The following is a 15,053-nucleotide window of genomic DNA, read 5'->3' as shown; positions in this document are numbered from 1 at the left end:
GCATGGCAGCAGAAACCGGCGAAAGGATCACCATGGCAGACGCAGAATCCCAGGCCCTCGACTTCGAGCGCGCCCTCGAGGCCCACGGGCTCAAGTTCGACCGCATCGACGTGGCCGAGGGCGACAAGCCCCTCGTGGCCCTCAACTTCGGCGGCGGCGACTTCTCCTACAACCACGTGCGCATCCACGTCTTCTTCGACATGGACGGTGAGAGCGCCCAGGTGGTCACGTCCCCCATCGTCTCGGTGCCCGCCGATAAGACGGCCGCCGTGCTCCTGGCCGTGAACAGCGCCAACACGCGCTTCCGCTGGGTGAAGTTCTACATCGACGACGACAACGACCTCATCGCCGAGGCTGACGCCATCATCTCCGAGCCCACCGGCGGCGAGGTGCTCACCGAGCTGGTGGGCCGCACCGCCTCCATCATCGACGACGTCTACGCCGACTTCATGCGCGCCGTCTGGGCGTAAGGCGCCCCGAACCCAAAAGCGGTCGGCAGGATCAATCCCGCCGGCCGCTTTTTTCATGGCCTCGGCGAAGATCCCAAATACATCGATCTGGCATAAGTTATTGAACAGCCCTCCTCAAAACGTGCCTTCCATGGTAGAAACGCAATCAGCAAATCTATTCTGTGCAAATTAATGACTTCAACGCACTGGACTCCAACGAACACTACATAGTCGACCCGATCCGCATAACTCGACATCCATTTTAGGTTTTCCTTATCTCGACTTAGTCGATAGAGATCGCCCTTTTGTCCGGGCGAATAAGAGGGAACTAGATCCCCCATCGCAAGCCCATCGTAATCAACCTCAGAATCCGGCAGGAGCATTCCGTGCAAATCGCATTCCGGATACTCAATCACAAAGATCGTTGTCTCATATTCCCTGCCATGCTCCTGCAGACTATCGATATGCTTCTCAAAAACCTTTCTCAGGCAAGCAGTCAGGCTCTCATAGGAATGGCGAGGATGATTCCTGCAATAGACTCTGACATCGCAATTCTCTTCCTCAGCGGCTGACGCATCGTCTTTCGCAATCGTCTTTTTAAGTTCTCCATCCTGTCTCATTTGAGCCGGGCCCCCACGCAGCCCTTGCTCGGAAGACGAAATTCTAAACAACTCGACGCACGCCCTAGGACTAAAGAAATCAGGAAACGATGTCTCCGGGTTCTGCCTCACTTCCTTTAATGCTGAACGTATCCTATCGACATCTTCAGAGGTGCATCCGAAGAACATACTAATATCGAACCCCTTAATACCGCAACGAACTCGCCGCAAGACAGATAACTCGTGCTCTCCCTGATCTTCCCCATATTTCATAAGAAACACCTCTCCAAATTACACCCATCAGCAACCCCCCTCGCTCCCAACCAGCCGGCAAAGGGAAAACTAAGCTTGCACCACCAAATTATAGGTTTCCCTATTCCCGCAGACATCAATCCCCCTTCTATGCTATATCAGGAGGGGTGCCGTGGGTGATCTGGGGGGTGTTCGTCGACGAATCAGGCGACCAAGGTGGTCGCTCCAAGTATTACGTCCTCACCCTCGTGTTCCACGATCAATCCGATAGCCTGGAGGAGCACTTGGCCCGACACGCCAAAGGGCTCAGGAAGAGAGGGTTTGCAGACACCCCCTTCCACGCCGGACCCCTTATGCATGGCCACGGCGCCTTCGAGAACCTTGATCTCAAAACGAGGAAGGCGTACTTCCAGCTGTTCTTCATCGACGCGCAGCATCTCCCCGTCGTCTATCACTCGCTTGTCTACCGCCGAAGCGAGTTTGACGGAAACGATGCGCTCGTTGCCAAGATGCGCCGGGACATCGCCTCTCTGCTCCGTGATCGCCTTTCCTTCTTCCAGACTTTCGACAGGGTGAAGATCTACTACGATGACGGGCAGACCATTGTCGCCCATGCGCTTTACTCCGCCTTCGAGCAGGCTCTCGCGAAGAGCAGCGTCCTGCACCGCACCTATCACGCTTCCGACTTCATGCTCACGCAGGCGGCAGACCTGCTCTGCGCGCTCGAGCTTGCCGCCGTGAAGTTCGCGAACAAGGAGGCCACCTCCACCGACGAGAGGATGTTCGGCAGCTCAGGGACGTTCAGGAAGAACTACCTCAGGCCGCTCAGGCGCAAGCGGCTCGCTCGCTAAGGCTCTTACCCCGCCTCGTAGTCCCTGATAGCGGCCATGAAGTCCTCGCCGTAGCGCTTGAGCTTGGTGAGGCCCACACCCGACACTTCCAGGAACTCCTCGTCGGTGGCGGGACGGCGGGCGCACATATCGCGCAGGGCGGCGTCGGAGAACACCACGTAGGGCGGCTTGCCCAGCTTCGTGGCGATGTCCTTGCGCAGCGCCCGCAGGCACTCGAAGAGCCCCTCGTCGCCAGAGGCCGCGCCTCCCGCAGCCCCGAAGGCGCGACCGCCAGCTGCCACCGCGCCGCGCGCCCGCGTCGCCTTGCGCGGCACCGACTTCATGGCCAGGGAGAACCCAGGCTCGGCCGCCTCGCGGAAGCGCGGCCCCAGCTGCACGGTGGGGTACGTCCCCTCGGTCACCACCAGGTAGCCGCCTGCGGCCAGGAGCTCCACCACCTCGCGGATGCGCGCTGCCGGCACGGCGGACGGAAGCGGCGTGCCGGCCGGCCCCGCGGGCGCGCCCTCGCCCAGGTCTCCGAAGCAGGACGCCGCCGTGAGCCCCAGCTCCTCCACGCGGTCGGACGCATGCCCGCGCAGCACATCGGCGACGACCCCCTTCCCGAAGCGCCCGCGCAGCTCATGGACGCAGCGCATGACCGCGCGGGCCTCGGCGGTCACGTCCACCGCCTCCACGCCACCCTCGCACGTGCCGCAGTTGCCGCAGGCCCCCGGCGCCTCCTCGCCGAAGTAGCGCAGGATGTAGCCGCGCAGGCACTCGACGGTGTAGCAGTAGCCCACCATGGCCTCGAGCATGCGCCGGCGCGTCGCGCGCACGGCATCGGCCTCCTCGGGCGTCAGCTCCTCGTTGCCGGACTCCTGCTCGATGAAGAACCGGCAGGTGGATATGTCGCCGTCGCTCCACAGCAGCAGGCACTCCGCCGGCTCGCCGTCGCGCCCGGCACGGCCCGCCTCCTGGTAGTAGGCCTCCATGGATCCGGGCAGGTTGTGGTGCACCACGTAGCGCACGTTGGACTTGTCGATGCCCATGCCGAAGGCGTTGGTGGCCACCATCACCGGCGCGTCATCGTCGATGAAGGCCCGCTGGTTGGCGGCACGCTCCTCCTTCGCCAGCCCCGCGTGATAGCGGGTGGCCGGAACCCCGGCCTCCACGAGCGCCTCGTGCACCTTCTCGACGTCCTTGCGCGTGGAGCAGTAGACGATGCCCGACTCCGCCGGACGCGCGAGGGCCCGCGCAGCGATGCGCGCGATCTTGCGCTTGGGGTCGAGCCGCTCCACGTCGAAGCGCAGGTTGGGTCGGTCGAAGCCGGTGACCAGGACGAACGGGTCGCGCAAGCCCAGAAGGCGCGTGATGTCGGCCCGCACGCGGCTGGTGGCGGTAGCCGTGAGCGCGCAGACGGGAGGCCGCGCGGGCAGAGACGCGATGAACTCCCCCACGGCCAGGTAGGACGGCCGGAAGTCCTGGCCCCACTGGGACACGCAGTGGGCCTCGTCCACCGCCACGAGCGCGATGTCCGCCCGGCCGGCGAAGTCGAGGAAGCGCGGGTCGGCCAGGCGCTCGGGCGCCACGTACATGACGTCGTAGGCGCCCTCCAGGGCGCGGCGCATGACGGTTCCCTGCTGACCGGGGGTGAGGGTGGAGTTGAGATAGGCCCCGCGCACGCCCGCCTCCAGCAGCGAGCGCACCTGATCGCCCATGAGCGACACGAGCGGGCTCACCACGAGCGCCAGGCCGCGGGCCGCCACGCCGGGCACCTGGTAGCACAGGGACTTGCCCGCGCCCGTGGGCATGACGCCTAGCACGTCGCGCCCGGCCAGCACCGCCTCCACCAGGGCCTCCTGGCCCGGGCGGAAGCGATCGTAGCCGAACCGGTCGGCCAGGACCTGCCGGGCTTCCTCCATCGTCGCCAGCGCCATGGCGCCTCCCTTCCCCTCGTCTCTCGGAAAGGCCATTCTACCGCGCGGCGGCCCTCTGCGCCCGCGCGCGAGCCGACTCCCGGGTGAACAAGGCCACGGACGCCTTCGCGGGCAGCAGCTCCGTGCGCCCAGGAGCGAGCCGACCCCGGCGCCTCTCCGAGGATCATCGCCCAGACGCGACAACAGCAGCGTCAAACTGCACAGTTTCGACGACTTTGCGACAAATCACCCGCGACTAGGAAGCCCCGACGGGCCCCGTTTGCGTTCAACGCGATTTATCCCTATTCAAGAATATTGATGAGCAGGCGCTATCCACAGCAACCCGAAGGGCACCCCTCTGCCTCTGTCGCAAAGTCGTCAAAACTGTGCAGATTCAGGCGGCAGAGCGACCGGGCGCCCAAAAACAACGCGCGCAGCGGCGGGAGCACCGGGCGCCAAGCCTCAGACGTCCACCTTGGCGGGATCGGCGCCGGGGTAGCGCTCCTGGTAGTCCCTGAGGTAGCGGCTCACGCCCCTCTCGTTGGCGGCCGCCATGGGCGCGCATATCTCATCGGAGTGACCGGCAGGATCATCGAACCCCACATCGATCTCCCAGGAGCGAATGATGACGTCGATGCGCTGGTAGAGGTCCTCGTAGAGCGCGGCGATGTCCTCGGCGCAGCCGTGGTAGGGCGAAGCGTCGGGGATGCCGAGGGCCCGCACCTCGTCGCGCGCCTCGGCGATGTCGGCGCGCAGCTCCTCGCAGCGACCAAGCGCCGCGCGGCGCTCCTCCGGGCTCCCGCTGAGGTAGAGGCCGTTAAACTCCTGGGCCGCCTCTCCCACCTTGGCGTCGAGCGCGGGCAGCCCGCCGTAGAACGACGTGAGCGAGGCCGCGGCCTGGGGGTCGGCCTCAGCGGCCGGCAACCGCTCCGCCGTGGCAGGCTCGCGCGGGGCCTCCGGCTCCGGCGACGGCGCTGCAGGAGCCGGTGCGTCAGCCGCCTCGTCGCCAGGCAGAAAGCTCGTCGCCGGCGCGTCGGCCCCCTCGTCGGCACGGTTGGCCGCGGTAACGGCGGCGAACCCGCCCACGCCGACGAGCACGGCCGCCACGACGAGGCCGAGAACGAGGGGGACGCGGCTCTTGCGGACGGTATTGCGCGCCGAGTAGGTGACTGGGCGGCGCGAGCCCACGGGACTGGCCTGCGGCACGGCCACCGGCGGGCGGTGCCGGCTTGCGCCCGACCCCACGGCAACGGGCCCTGTCACCGGTCGCACCCCGCCGGCGGGGGCAAGCGCGTCCATCGCCCGCGTCGCATCCGCCGCGCGCTCCGCCGCATCGGGAACACGCGGCATCACCGCGGTTCCCTCAGGAGCCCGGCGGGCCTCGCCGGCCGAACGTGCCCGGCCTGACGCCCGCAGCACCGCGGGAGCGCTCGCCGACGCGGCCTTAGCCGAGCGCGCGGCGCGCTCCTCCGCGGCCTCGTCCGAGCAAGCATCCGCCCGGCGCGGGGCAGGGACGCCCGCGGCTTCCGCACCGCGCGATGCCTTCGCCGACGCCACGGACGCGCCGCACTCGGCGCAGAAGCGCGCACCCTCGTCGAGGGCCTCACCGCACTGGGGGCAGTATGCCATGGGCCGTCCTTCCTCCGTCCTCATCTGATGCGCCCATTGTACCGCGCCCGCCCCCGCGCGACGGCGCACGTCACGCTCTTGTGAGACGCCCGGCTCCCCTCCCCCAGGCGCAACGGCCCCTCGCCGGCCCTTTGTTTCGCGAACGTTAAATAATCCCCAAGCCCTTTAGCGCGCTTTCTATAATGGCCTCGTCTGCGAGCGAGGCGCCGGCACCCGGTAGCCCTCGCGCCCCGCGGGGCGCCGTCCCCGCCAACAAGAGGAGGTTCGCTTTGAGCTACGTATCCGATGTCATCGAGCAGGTGAAGGCGAAGAACGCCGAGCAGCCCGAGTTCATCCAAGCCGTCACCGAGGTGCTCCAGTCCCTGGAGCCGGTCATCGAGGCTCACCCCGAGTACGAGGCCGCCGGCCTCCTCGAGCGCATCGTCGAGCCCGAGCGCGTGGTCATGTTCCGCGTGCCGTGGGTGGACGACGCCGGCAAGGTGCAGGTCAACCGCGGCTTCCGCGTGCAGTTCAACAGCGCCATCGGCCCCTACAAGGGCGGCCTGCGCCTGCATCCGTCGGTGAACCTCGGCATCATCAAGTTCCTCGGCTTCGAGCAGATCTTCAAGAACAGCCTGACCACCCTGCCCATGGGCGGCGGCAAGGGCGGCTGCGACTTCGACCCGAAGGGCAAGTCCGATGGGGAGGTCATGCGCTTCTGCCAGTCCTTCATGACCGAGCTCCAGCGCCACATCGGCGCCGACACCGACGTGCCGGCTGGCGACATCGGCACGGGAGCCCGCGAGATCGGCTATATGTTCGGCCAGTACAAGCGCCTGAGGAACGTCTTCGAGGGCGTGCTCACCGGCAAGGGGCTGGCCTTCGGCGGCTCGCTCGCCCGCACCGAGGCCACCGGCTACGGCCTGGTGTACCTGGTGGAGGAGCACCTGAAGTGCACCGGCGACAGCTTCGAGGGCAAGACCGTCTGCATCTCCGGCTCCGGTAACGTGGCCATCTACGCCACGCAGAAGGCCCAGCAGCTCGGCGCCACGGTGGTCACCCTGTCCGACTCCACCGGCTGGATCTACGACCCGGCGGGCATCGACGTTGCGCTGGTCAAGCAGATCAAGGAGGTGGAGCGCGGCCGCATCTCCGAGTACGCCGCCCGCCGCGAGGGCGTCACCTACCATGAGGGCCGCGGCGTGTGGGTCACCCCCTGCGACATCGCGCTGCCCTGCGCCACCCAGAACGAGGTGCTCATCGACGACGTGAAGGCGCTCGTGGCCAACGGCTGCAAGATCCTCGCCGAGGGCGCGAACATGCCCACCACGCTCGACGCCACCGCGTACCTCCAGGAGAACGGCGTCGTGTTCTTCCCCGGCAAGGCCGCCAACGCCGGCGGCGTGGCCACCTCGGGCCTGGAGATGTCCCAGAACTCCGAGCGCCTGTCCTGGACCTTCGAGGAGGTGGATGCCAAGCTCAACGGCATCATGGTGTCCATCTACCACGCCATGGACGACGCGGCCAAGCGCTACGGCCATGAGGGCAACTACGTCATGGGCGCCAACATCGCCGGCTTCGAGAAGGTCGCCGAGGCCATGATGGCCCAGGGCGTCGTCTAGGAACGCTGCTCGTAAAATCGCACGCTCGCGTAGTCGAAGGGGGCGGGGCCGCAGGTCTCGCCCCCTTCGCGTTGCACCCTTCGAAAAGCATCCGCGGCCACCAGCCGCCCCTCACCCCTCCCACAAGATGTACCGCCCCGCATACGACCTTCGCACAACCTATGGGCAATCTCACCCTCTTGACACGGAGAATCCCTGCGCCCTCGCGGTTTTTCGTGTATCCTCTCAAGTATGGAAAATCAGCCACGAAAGAGCGATCGCAGCTCCAGCCGGACACGGCGCGGAGCCGCTTCCGCGTCCTCCCGCTCCCGCTTCGGGGAAAGCGGGGGAACCGGTCGCTCCGAGCGGCAGCGCTCCGGTGACGAAGCGCGCGGAGAGCGTCCCTCAGGACGCCTCTCCCCTCGCACGGAGGCCCGGCGCGACGCCTCGGGCGCGCGGCGCAGGCCCGAGGGCGGGCGCTCCCCGCGCCATAACCCCTCTCGGACAGAAGAGCGCTCCGCACGCGGCCGCCAGACGAACGGCAGGACCAACGCGGCCCAGCGCAGCGAGGAGTCGCGCCGGGCCGAGCGCCTGTCCGGCAAGCCCGCGAACGCGCCTTCGGCCGCTGAGCTCCTCAAGCACGTCCGCACCGTGCTCTCCTCGCTCCCCCCGCGCGCCTCGACGCTGCTCGCATCCCCCCGAACGTGCATCGCCGCGGCCGTCGTCATCATCTTGCTCATAGCCTGGGGCATCGCCGCGGCCGTGGGATCCTGCTCCCCATCCGCGCACAGCAACCGCCCCACCTCCGCTGACTTCGTGTCGCACTCGGCCCCCAACTGGGAGGATCTCCACGAGGAGGACGGGCGCATGGTCTACACCGTCGACGGCCACGTAGCCTCCCAGGCCGGCATCGACGTGTCCGAGCATCAAGGCGAGATAGACTGGCAGGCCGTGGCCGGCGATGGCATCGATTTCGCCATCATCCGCGTCGGCCGGCGCGGCGCGGCCGAGGGCGAGGTAGGCGAGGACGAGTTCTTCGCGCAGAACATGGCCGGCGCACGCGAGGCCGGGCTCGACGTGGGAGCGTACTTCTTCTCGCAGGCCGTCAACGAGCAGGAGGCGATCGAGGAGGCCGATTTCGTGATCGCCCGCCTGAAGGGCCGTGAGCTGGCCTACCCCGTCGTCTACGACCACGAGCCGGTAGAGGGGGTCGAGGGCCGCGCTGACAACCTCTCGGTGGAGCAGATGACCGCCAACGCCAAGGCGTTCTGCGACCGCATCGCCGCGGCGGGCTATCCCGCCATGGTCTACGGAAACGCCGCTGACCTGGCCCGCTATTCACTCAAGGAACTCTCCGACTACGGCATCTGGTTCGCCGAGTACGGCTCCACCATCCCGAGCCGCCTCGGACGGTTCTCCATCTGGCAGTACACCAACGAAGGTGAGGTGGCCGGCATCGGGCGCACCGTCGACCTCAACATCCGCTTCCCGAAGGACTGACCTAGCCCTCGATCACCCGCGCCGAGCGCACGTTGCTCGAAGTGACCACCACCACGCCGACCGATCCGCGCTCGGGGGACTCCACCACGAAGGCGCGGCCGCGATCCTCGCCGCCAGTGGTAAGCCCCTTCTCAGGCCCGGTGACCACCACCACGTCCGCATGGTCGAAGGAGCCGATCAGGGCAGTTCGCCGAGTGAGGCAGACCACCAGCTCGGCGCCCTCCTCACGCAGGCGCTTCTCATAGAGCGCGAGCAGCGTGCCCGACGCATAGGCGTCGAGGGAGTAGACGCCGATGCGCCGCCCGCCGGCGCGAAGCACCTGGGGCTCGGCGTAGCGGGCAAGGTCGGAGGCGTCGATCGAGAGCACGGCGGCGTCCTTCTGCTCGTACATCGCGCGGACGTCGGAGACGAAGACGGCGCCCTTCTCGTCCTCCACGGTATTGAAGGCGCCGAGGATGGGAAGGGTGGCCAGACCGATGCTGTTGGTGGCCGGATCGACAGGGGACTCGCCGGCGGGGGGCTCGTCGGCCACAGCCTCGTCGGGGCTCACGGTGCCCGAGTAGACGAGGACGGTGTAGCCGTCCATGCGGCCCACCGTGTCGTCAACGAAGGAGGCAGCCACGTTCCACGTGCGCGCCGTGGAGAAATAGCCGGTTAGCACCACGCCCGCGAACACGACGAGGAGCGCGAACACGACGAGGGCGATCTTTTCCCGTGAGGCCTTATCCATAATGATCGAATTATACCGTGACCGCCCGTCGCATCCTTTGGCACCCCCGGCCGGCGGCCCGCCCGGACAGGAAAACCGCAACGCTTAAGAGGCCTTCAGAAACAGCTGGGAGCAGCCGCGCGGGGCGGCTAGCGGGCCTTAGGGCCCCTCGCGCTCGCTCGCAAGGAAGATCATGGCGACGATGGCCGCAGCGCCCGCAGCATCCCACGCCGTCACCGGCGTCCCCAGCCAGCATGCCGCTATCACCATGGCCGAGACAGGTTCGATGCTACCCAAAAGGCCGGCGCGCACCGGCCCGGCGTCCTTGATGCCCTGGACGAACAGCAGGTAGGCCAGGATGGTCCCCACGCCCACGATGGCCGCGAACACCGCCCAGCCCTCGGGAGGGAGCGACACCGGCTGCTCCCAGGGGCGAAAGACGGCCACGGCCACCGCCCCGGCGATGGCCATGGCGACGCCTGTAACCAGAAACGAGCCGTACCGCGCGAGCGGCCGCACGGGCATGAGGTTGTAGAACGCGAGCGACACCGCCGATATGAGGCCCCAGGCCAGGCCATCCGCAGGCACCGCGAGCGTCGACAGATCACCTTGGGTGGCGATGAGCAGGACGCCGATGAGCGCGCAGGCAAGGCCGGCCGCCTCGCGGCGGACGGGCGCCCGGCGCGCAGCCAAGCAGGCGTAGAGCATGATGAGGGCCAGGCCCAGCTGCTCGAGGAGCAGTGCCGTCCCCGCGCCCGCCGACCCGATGGCTGACAGGTAGCTCACCTGGGTGAGCAAGATGCCGAGCAGGGCGAAGCCGGCGATGCGCGCCAGGGAGGGCCCGTCGCGCAGGACGGACGCGGCACGACGCCGATCCCGCAGGAGGGCCAGCGCGAGGAAGAACAGCGCCGCGCATGCCAGGCGCACGCAGGTGATCCACTCCACCGACACCCCGTAGCTTTCCATGAGCACCTCGGCGCAATTGGCCGAGAAGCCCCAGAACACGCCGCCGAGAAGCGCGCACACCACCCCGCGAAGCAGCTGCGAGCGCCTCGCGGGCGCCTCGCCCTCCCCCGGCCACCTCTCAAGCCCAGGCTCCTCGACGCCATCTCGACGAGCGCCTGCGCCCACGCTCGCACCGCCCGCGCAGACAGATCCTCCAATCCCCTCGCGCTCCCTCACGCCCTCGCGTGGCCGGCGCGCCTCCTCGGACGCCGCCGGGCAGCCGCCGGCGTCGCCCCGGCCCATGCGCTAGTCTCCCAGCATACGCGCGATGAAGCGGCCCGTATGGCTCTCGGGCACCTGGGCTACCTGCTCCGGCGTGCCCTGCGCGATGATGCGGCCGCCGCGGTCGCCGCCCTCAGGGCCCAGGTCGACGATGTGGTCGGCGCTCTTGATGACATCCAGGTTATGCTCGATGACGAGCACCGTGTTGCCGCCGTCAACCAAGCGCTGGAGCACCACCAGGAGCTGGCGCACGTCCTCGAAGTGCAAGCCGGTGGTCGGCTCGTCGAGGATGTAGAAGGTCTTGCCCGACGAGCGCTTCTGCAGCTCGCTGGCCAGCTTCACGCGCTGAGCCTCGCCGCCGGAGAGGGTGGTGGCGGGCTGACCGAGGCGGATGTAGCCCAACCCCACGTCGAACAGCGTCTGGAGCTTGCGCTTGATGCCGGGAATGTTCTCGAAGAACGAGAGCGCGTCCTCCACCGTCATGTCGAGCACCTCGGCGATGTTCTTGCCACGATAGGTGACCTGGAGCGTCTCGCGGTTGTAGCGATGGCCGCCGCACACCTCGCAGGGCACGTAGATGTCCGGCAGGAAGTGCATCTCGATCTTGATCTGGCCGTCTCCCTTGCAGGCCTCGCACCGGCCGCCGCTCACGTTGAACGAGAAGCGTCCCGGGGCGTAGCCGCGGGCCTTCGCCTCGGTCGTCGAGGAGAACAGGGCGCGAATGTCGTCCCACAGCCCGATGTAGGTGGCGGGATTCGAGCGCGGCGTGCGCCCGATGGGGCTCTGGTCGATGTTGATGACCTTGTCGAGCTTGTCAAGGCCCGTGATCTTGCGGTAGGGCCCCGTACGCCGATGGGCGTGGTTCAGGCGGTTGGCCAGGGCCGGCGCCAGGGTATCGGTCACCAGCGAGCTCTTGCCCGAGCCCGACACGCCGGTGATGACGGTAAGCGTGCCAAGCGGCACCTCGAGCGTCACGTTCTGCAGGTTGTTCTCGGTGGCGCCCGTCATCTTGAGCGAGCCGCGCTTGGGATGGCGGCGCTCAGCGGGCACCTCGATGGAGCGCCGCCCCGACAGGTAATCAGCCGTGAGCGATCCCTCGGCCGCCATGACCTGCTCCGGGGTACCCGCGGCCACCACCTCGCCGCCGCGCTCGCCGGCGCCAGGTCCCATGTCCACCACGAAGTCCGCCGCGCGGATGGTGTCCTCGTCATGCTCGACCACGATGACGGTGTTGCCCAGGTCGCGCAGGCGCTCCAGCGTGGCGATGAGCCGCTCGTTGTCACGCTGGTGCAGGCCGATGGAGGGCTCGTCGAGGATATAGAGCACGCCCATGAGACCGGCGCCGATCTGGGTGGCCAGGCGAATGCGCTGCGCCTCGCCGCCCGAGAGCGTGGCCGTGGCGCGCTCAAGCGTCAGGTAGTCCAGGCCCACGTCCACGAGGAAGCGCAGGCGCGCCTTGATCTCCTTCACGATGGGCCCGGCAACGTAGTCGTCCTGCCCCTCGAAGGAGAGCCCCTCGAAGAAGGCGAGCGACTCCCCCGCCGACATCTCCGTAACGTCGTGGATGGACTCCCCGTTCACGGTGACGGCGAGGATCTCCGGCTTGAGGCGCTTGCCCCCGCAGGTAGCGCAGGGGATGGTGGCGAAGTAGGCGGACATCTTCTCGCGCTGGGCGTCGGACTGGGCCTCCGAGTAGCGCCGCTGCACCGCGGCGAGCACGCCCTCCCACTCAAGGTACCAGTAGGTGTCCCGGCCGTCCACGGTCACGTAGTCCACGCGGATCTTCTCGCTGCCCAGCCCGTTCATGATGGCCTTCTGCGCCTTGGCCGGCAGATCTTCCCAGGGAGTGGCGGGATCGACGCCGACGTGCTTGGCCACGGCGCGCAGCACCTGCGGGTAGTAGTTGCCGCTCTTGAACGGCGCGATGACGCCTTCCTCCAAAGACAGCGACGGATCGGGCACCACGAGCGAGGGATCCACCTCATCTCGGCTTCCGATGCCCAGGCAGTCCGGGCAGGCGCCGTAGGGGGCGTTGAACGAGAAGTCACGCGGCTGGAGCTCGTCCAGGGAGTGGCCATGCTCAGGGCAGGCGAGCGCCAGCGAGAACAGGTGCTCTCCCGCCCCCAAACCGCCCGTGGCTCCCGACGAGGTGCCGCCCGACGCGCCCTGGGGCTTGCCGTCCGCGCCCATCACCTGGACGAGCACCCGTCCCTCGGCGAGCTTGGTAGCCAGCTCCACGGCCTCGGCGATGCGGCTCGTGGCCGACTCCTTCAAGGTAACGCGATCCACCACCACGTCGATGAAGTGCTTGATCTTCTTGTTGAGGGTAAGCCCCTCGCCATCGAGCTTCACGATCTCGCCATCCACGCGCACGCGCGAGAAGCCCTCCTTCTGGAGGTCGGCGAACAACTTGGTGAACTCGCCCTTGCGGCCGGCCACCACCGGGGCCATGATGATGGCCTTGCGCTCCTCCCCCGCGGACAGCCGCAGGATCTCGTCAGTCACCTGGTCGGTGGTCTGGCGGCGAATCTCCCGGCCGCACTCCGGGCAATGGGGGATGCCCACGCGCGCGTAGAGCAGGCGCAGGTAGTCATAGATCTCCGTGGTGGTGCCCACCGTGGAGCGCGGGTTCTTCGAGGTGGTCTTCTGGTCGATGGAGACGGCCGGCGACAGACCGTCGATGGAGTCGAGGTCGGGCTTGGACATCTGTCCGAGGAACATGCGCGCATAGCTGGAGAGGCTCTCCACGTAGCGACGCTGGCCCTCCGCGTACATGGTGTCGAAGGCCAGACTCGACTTGCCCGAGCCGGAAAGACCCGTGATGACCACGAGCTCATCGCGGGGAATGGTAAGGTCGACGTTCTTGAGGTTGTGCTCGCGCGCGCCCTTGATGACGATTTCGCTTTGTCCCATAGACTGGTTCGTTCCTCTGCTTCACGCACGGCGGCGAGGATCGTCCCTGCCGCCGGGCTTAGGTTTTCTCAGGGCGCCCATTCTAACCCAAAACCCTCGGCGACAATCGCAGAACGGGAACTTTTGTTCGTTGTTCAAAGAGTGTCCATAATTGGCGGCACGCGATCCGGCAGCCCGGCGCGCTAGAGGAAGAAGGGGATGTAGGCCAAGACGACGAGCGCGGCCCAGAACAGCGTCCTTGCCTTCTTGCGACTCATGGGATCCTCCCTTCGCCGGTTCCCGCGGCGTCCCGCCGCAGGGTTTCAGCTCTTGGAGGCGATTGTCCCGCGTCCACGCCGATCCACGCCGAACGCGCGCCGTCTGTCCCAAGACCGATGACGTTCAGGGGGGCTCGCGTAGGTCAGCCGGAGCCGTCCCGTCACCTTGCCACGCCACCGTCATCAGGCCGCCATGGGCCGGTAACCACGGCCAATCCGACGCGGAAGGCGCTGTCCGGTCCTAGGCGCGCGGATGGGCCGCCGCGTGGACGGCGCGCAGCCGCTCAGGCGAGACGTGCGTGTAGATCTGCGTGGTCGACAGGCTCACGTGCCCGAGCATCTCCTGCACCGAGCGCAGGTCCGCACCGCCGGAGAGCAGGTCTGTCGCGAAGGTGTGGCGCATGTCGTGCGGCGAGAGGCTGTCGTCTAAGCCGGCGGCGCGAACCGTGGCCTTGAACATCTTGCGCATGGCGTCGGTTCCCATGGGGTTGCCGCGCGACGAGACGAAGAACCGGTCGCACTCCCTTCCGGCCAGCAGCTTAGGACGCGCCGCCAGCAGGTAGCCGCGCATGGCGTCGAGGGCCATCTCATGCAGCGGGATGATGCGCTCCTTCGCGCCCTTTCCGAGCACCTTGACCTGACGTTGCTCGAAGTCCACGCCGTCGAGGGCAAGCCCCGAGGCCTCGGAGATACGGGCGCCGCAGGCATAGAGGAACTCGAGGAGGGCCAGGTCGCGCATGTCCTGAGGGGTCTGCACGCGGGGGGTGCCGTCCAGCTGCCGCTTGCCGTGGACGGCCAGCAGGCGCGCCATGTCGGCGGCGGGGATGACCTTCGGCAGCGATGCGGGAACCTTCGGCCCCTGGAGAACGCTCGCCGGATCAGACTCCACGCGCCCGGTCACGTTGAGCCAGCGGAAGAAGCCGCGCACGGCCGACAGGCGGCGATTGACCGTCCTGCGGGCATAGCGGGCCTGGTCGAGCTCGCCCAGGTAGCGACGCAGCTGGCGGTGGGTGACGGCGAGGGGATCGACGCCAACGCGCGCCGCCCAACGCAGGTAGTCGAGAAGGTCGATCCGGTAGGCGCGAACCGTGTGGGGCGAGAGCCCGCGCTCGACGCGCAGAGCCCCGCAGAAGGCCTCCAGGTCATCCACCCCCGGCAGCGCCTCGTCTTCAGGCGAGAGGTCGGCTGCCAT

11 protein-coding genes are annotated in these 15,053 nt (G+C 67.5%); 4 read left to right on the top strand and 7 right to left on the bottom strand.

Annotated elements, in window-relative coordinates; genetic code table 11:
- The first annotated feature begins 32 nt into the window (after positions 1-32).
- Positions 33-470, top strand: a complete 438-nt coding sequence (locus tag AC6I0Y_RS04590; RefSeq protein ID WP_497733360.1) for a type III secretion system chaperone family protein — start codon at positions 33-35, stop codon at positions 468-470.
- A gap of 53 nt (positions 471-523) precedes the next feature.
- Here AC6I0Y_RS04590 and AC6I0Y_RS04585 read toward each other — a convergent pair whose 3' ends face one another.
- Complete coding sequence (locus tag AC6I0Y_RS04585) at positions 524-1,237, bottom strand: hypothetical protein (protein ID WP_497733358.1); 714 nt, start codon at positions 1,235-1,237, stop codon at positions 524-526.
- Between the two features lie 239 nt (positions 1,238-1,476).
- Here AC6I0Y_RS04585 and AC6I0Y_RS04580 point away from each other — a divergent pair, with 239 nt between their 5' ends.
- Positions 1,477-2,151 (top strand): DUF3800 domain-containing protein, encoded by a 675-nt coding sequence (locus AC6I0Y_RS04580; RefSeq protein WP_497733356.1) that lies wholly within the window; start codon positions 1,477-1,479, stop codon positions 2,149-2,151.
- Positions 2,152-2,156: 5 nt separating this feature from the next.
- Here AC6I0Y_RS04580 and recQ read toward each other — a convergent pair whose 3' ends face one another.
- Together recQ and AC6I0Y_RS04570 are read right to left on the bottom strand one after the other, a co-directional pair.
- A complete protein-coding gene (gene recQ / locus AC6I0Y_RS04575) occupies positions 2,157-4,067 on the bottom strand; it encodes a DNA helicase RecQ (protein WP_497733354.1) in 1,911 nt (636 codons plus the stop codon).
- 441 nt (positions 4,068-4,508) lie between these two features.
- Positions 4,509-5,675, bottom strand: coding sequence for a zinc ribbon domain-containing protein (locus tag AC6I0Y_RS04570; RefSeq protein ID WP_497733352.1), 1,167 nt, complete (start codon positions 5,673-5,675; stop codon positions 4,509-4,511).
- 269 nt (positions 5,676-5,944) lie between these two features.
- Between AC6I0Y_RS04570 and gdhA the strand changes: the two genes are divergently transcribed.
- Together gdhA and AC6I0Y_RS04560 are read left to right on the top strand one after the other, a co-directional pair.
- Entirely contained in the window at positions 5,945-7,276 is a 1,332-nt protein-coding gene (gene gdhA / locus AC6I0Y_RS04565; RefSeq protein WP_160708288.1) for an NADP-specific glutamate dehydrogenase, read from the top strand.
- Between the two features lie 630 nt (positions 7,277-7,906).
- Positions 7,907-8,755: a glycoside hydrolase family 25 protein gene (locus AC6I0Y_RS04560; RefSeq protein ID WP_497733350.1), complete on the top strand. Its 849-nt coding sequence runs from the start codon at positions 7,907-7,909 to the stop codon at positions 8,753-8,755.
- 1 nt (position 8,756) lies between these two features.
- On the opposite strand, the gene AC6I0Y_RS04555 is transcribed toward AC6I0Y_RS04560, so the two are convergent.
- The 4 genes from AC6I0Y_RS04555 to AC6I0Y_RS04540 form a co-directional block, all read right to left on the bottom strand.
- On the bottom strand, positions 8,757-9,485 hold the full coding sequence (locus tag AC6I0Y_RS04555) for a hypothetical protein (protein WP_497733348.1): 729 nt from the start codon (positions 9,483-9,485) through the stop codon (positions 8,757-8,759).
- A gap of 138 nt (positions 9,486-9,623) precedes the next feature.
- Positions 9,624-10,712, bottom strand: coding sequence for a DMT family transporter (locus tag AC6I0Y_RS04550; RefSeq protein WP_497733346.1), 1,089 nt, complete (start codon positions 10,710-10,712; stop codon positions 9,624-9,626).
- 3 nt (positions 10,713-10,715) lie between these two features.
- On the bottom strand, positions 10,716-13,604 hold the full coding sequence (gene uvrA / locus AC6I0Y_RS04545) for an excinuclease ABC subunit UvrA (protein WP_497733344.1): 2,889 nt from the start codon (positions 13,602-13,604) through the stop codon (positions 10,716-10,718).
- A 498-nt stretch (positions 13,605-14,102) separates the two neighbouring features.
- On the bottom strand, positions 14,103-15,053 hold the full coding sequence (locus AC6I0Y_RS04540; RefSeq protein WP_497733342.1) for a tyrosine recombinase: 951 nt from the start codon (positions 15,051-15,053) through the stop codon (positions 14,103-14,105).

The sequence above is a fragment of the Adlercreutzia sp. St.1H8 genome (assembly GCF_059728655.1).
The sequence above is the reverse complement of the archived record's forward strand: the minus strand, read 5'-3'. Positions and strand labels throughout refer to the sequence as shown.

Excerpts from the sequence above, each read along its gene's own strand:
- uvrA (WP_497733344.1), bottom strand. The coding sequence starts at position 13,604 with ATGGGACAAAGCGAAATCGTCATCAAGGGCGCGCGCGAGCACAACCTC.
- AC6I0Y_RS04540 (WP_497733342.1), bottom strand. The coding sequence starts at position 15,053 with ATGGCAGCCGACCTCTCGCCTGAAGACGAGGCGCTGCCGGGGGTGGAT.
- recQ (WP_497733354.1), bottom strand. The coding sequence starts at position 4,067 with ATGGCGCTGGCGACGATGGAGGAAGCCCGGCAGGTCCTGGCCGACCGG.
- AC6I0Y_RS04550 (WP_497733346.1), bottom strand. The coding sequence starts at position 10,712 with ATGGGCCGGGGCGACGCCGGCGGCTGCCCGGCGGCGTCCGAGGAGGCG.
- AC6I0Y_RS04585 (WP_497733358.1), bottom strand. The coding sequence starts at position 1,237 with ATGTTCTTCGGATGCACCTCTGAAGATGTCGATAGGATACGTTCAGCA.
- AC6I0Y_RS04590 (WP_497733360.1), top strand. The coding sequence starts at position 33 with ATGGCAGACGCAGAATCCCAGGCCCTCGACTTCGAGCGCGCCCTCGAG.
- AC6I0Y_RS04555 (WP_497733348.1), bottom strand. The coding sequence starts at position 9,485 with ATGGATAAGGCCTCACGGGAAAAGATCGCCCTCGTCGTGTTCGCGCTC.
- AC6I0Y_RS04570 (WP_497733352.1), bottom strand. The coding sequence starts at position 5,675 with ATGGCATACTGCCCCCAGTGCGGTGAGGCCCTCGACGAGGGTGCGCGC.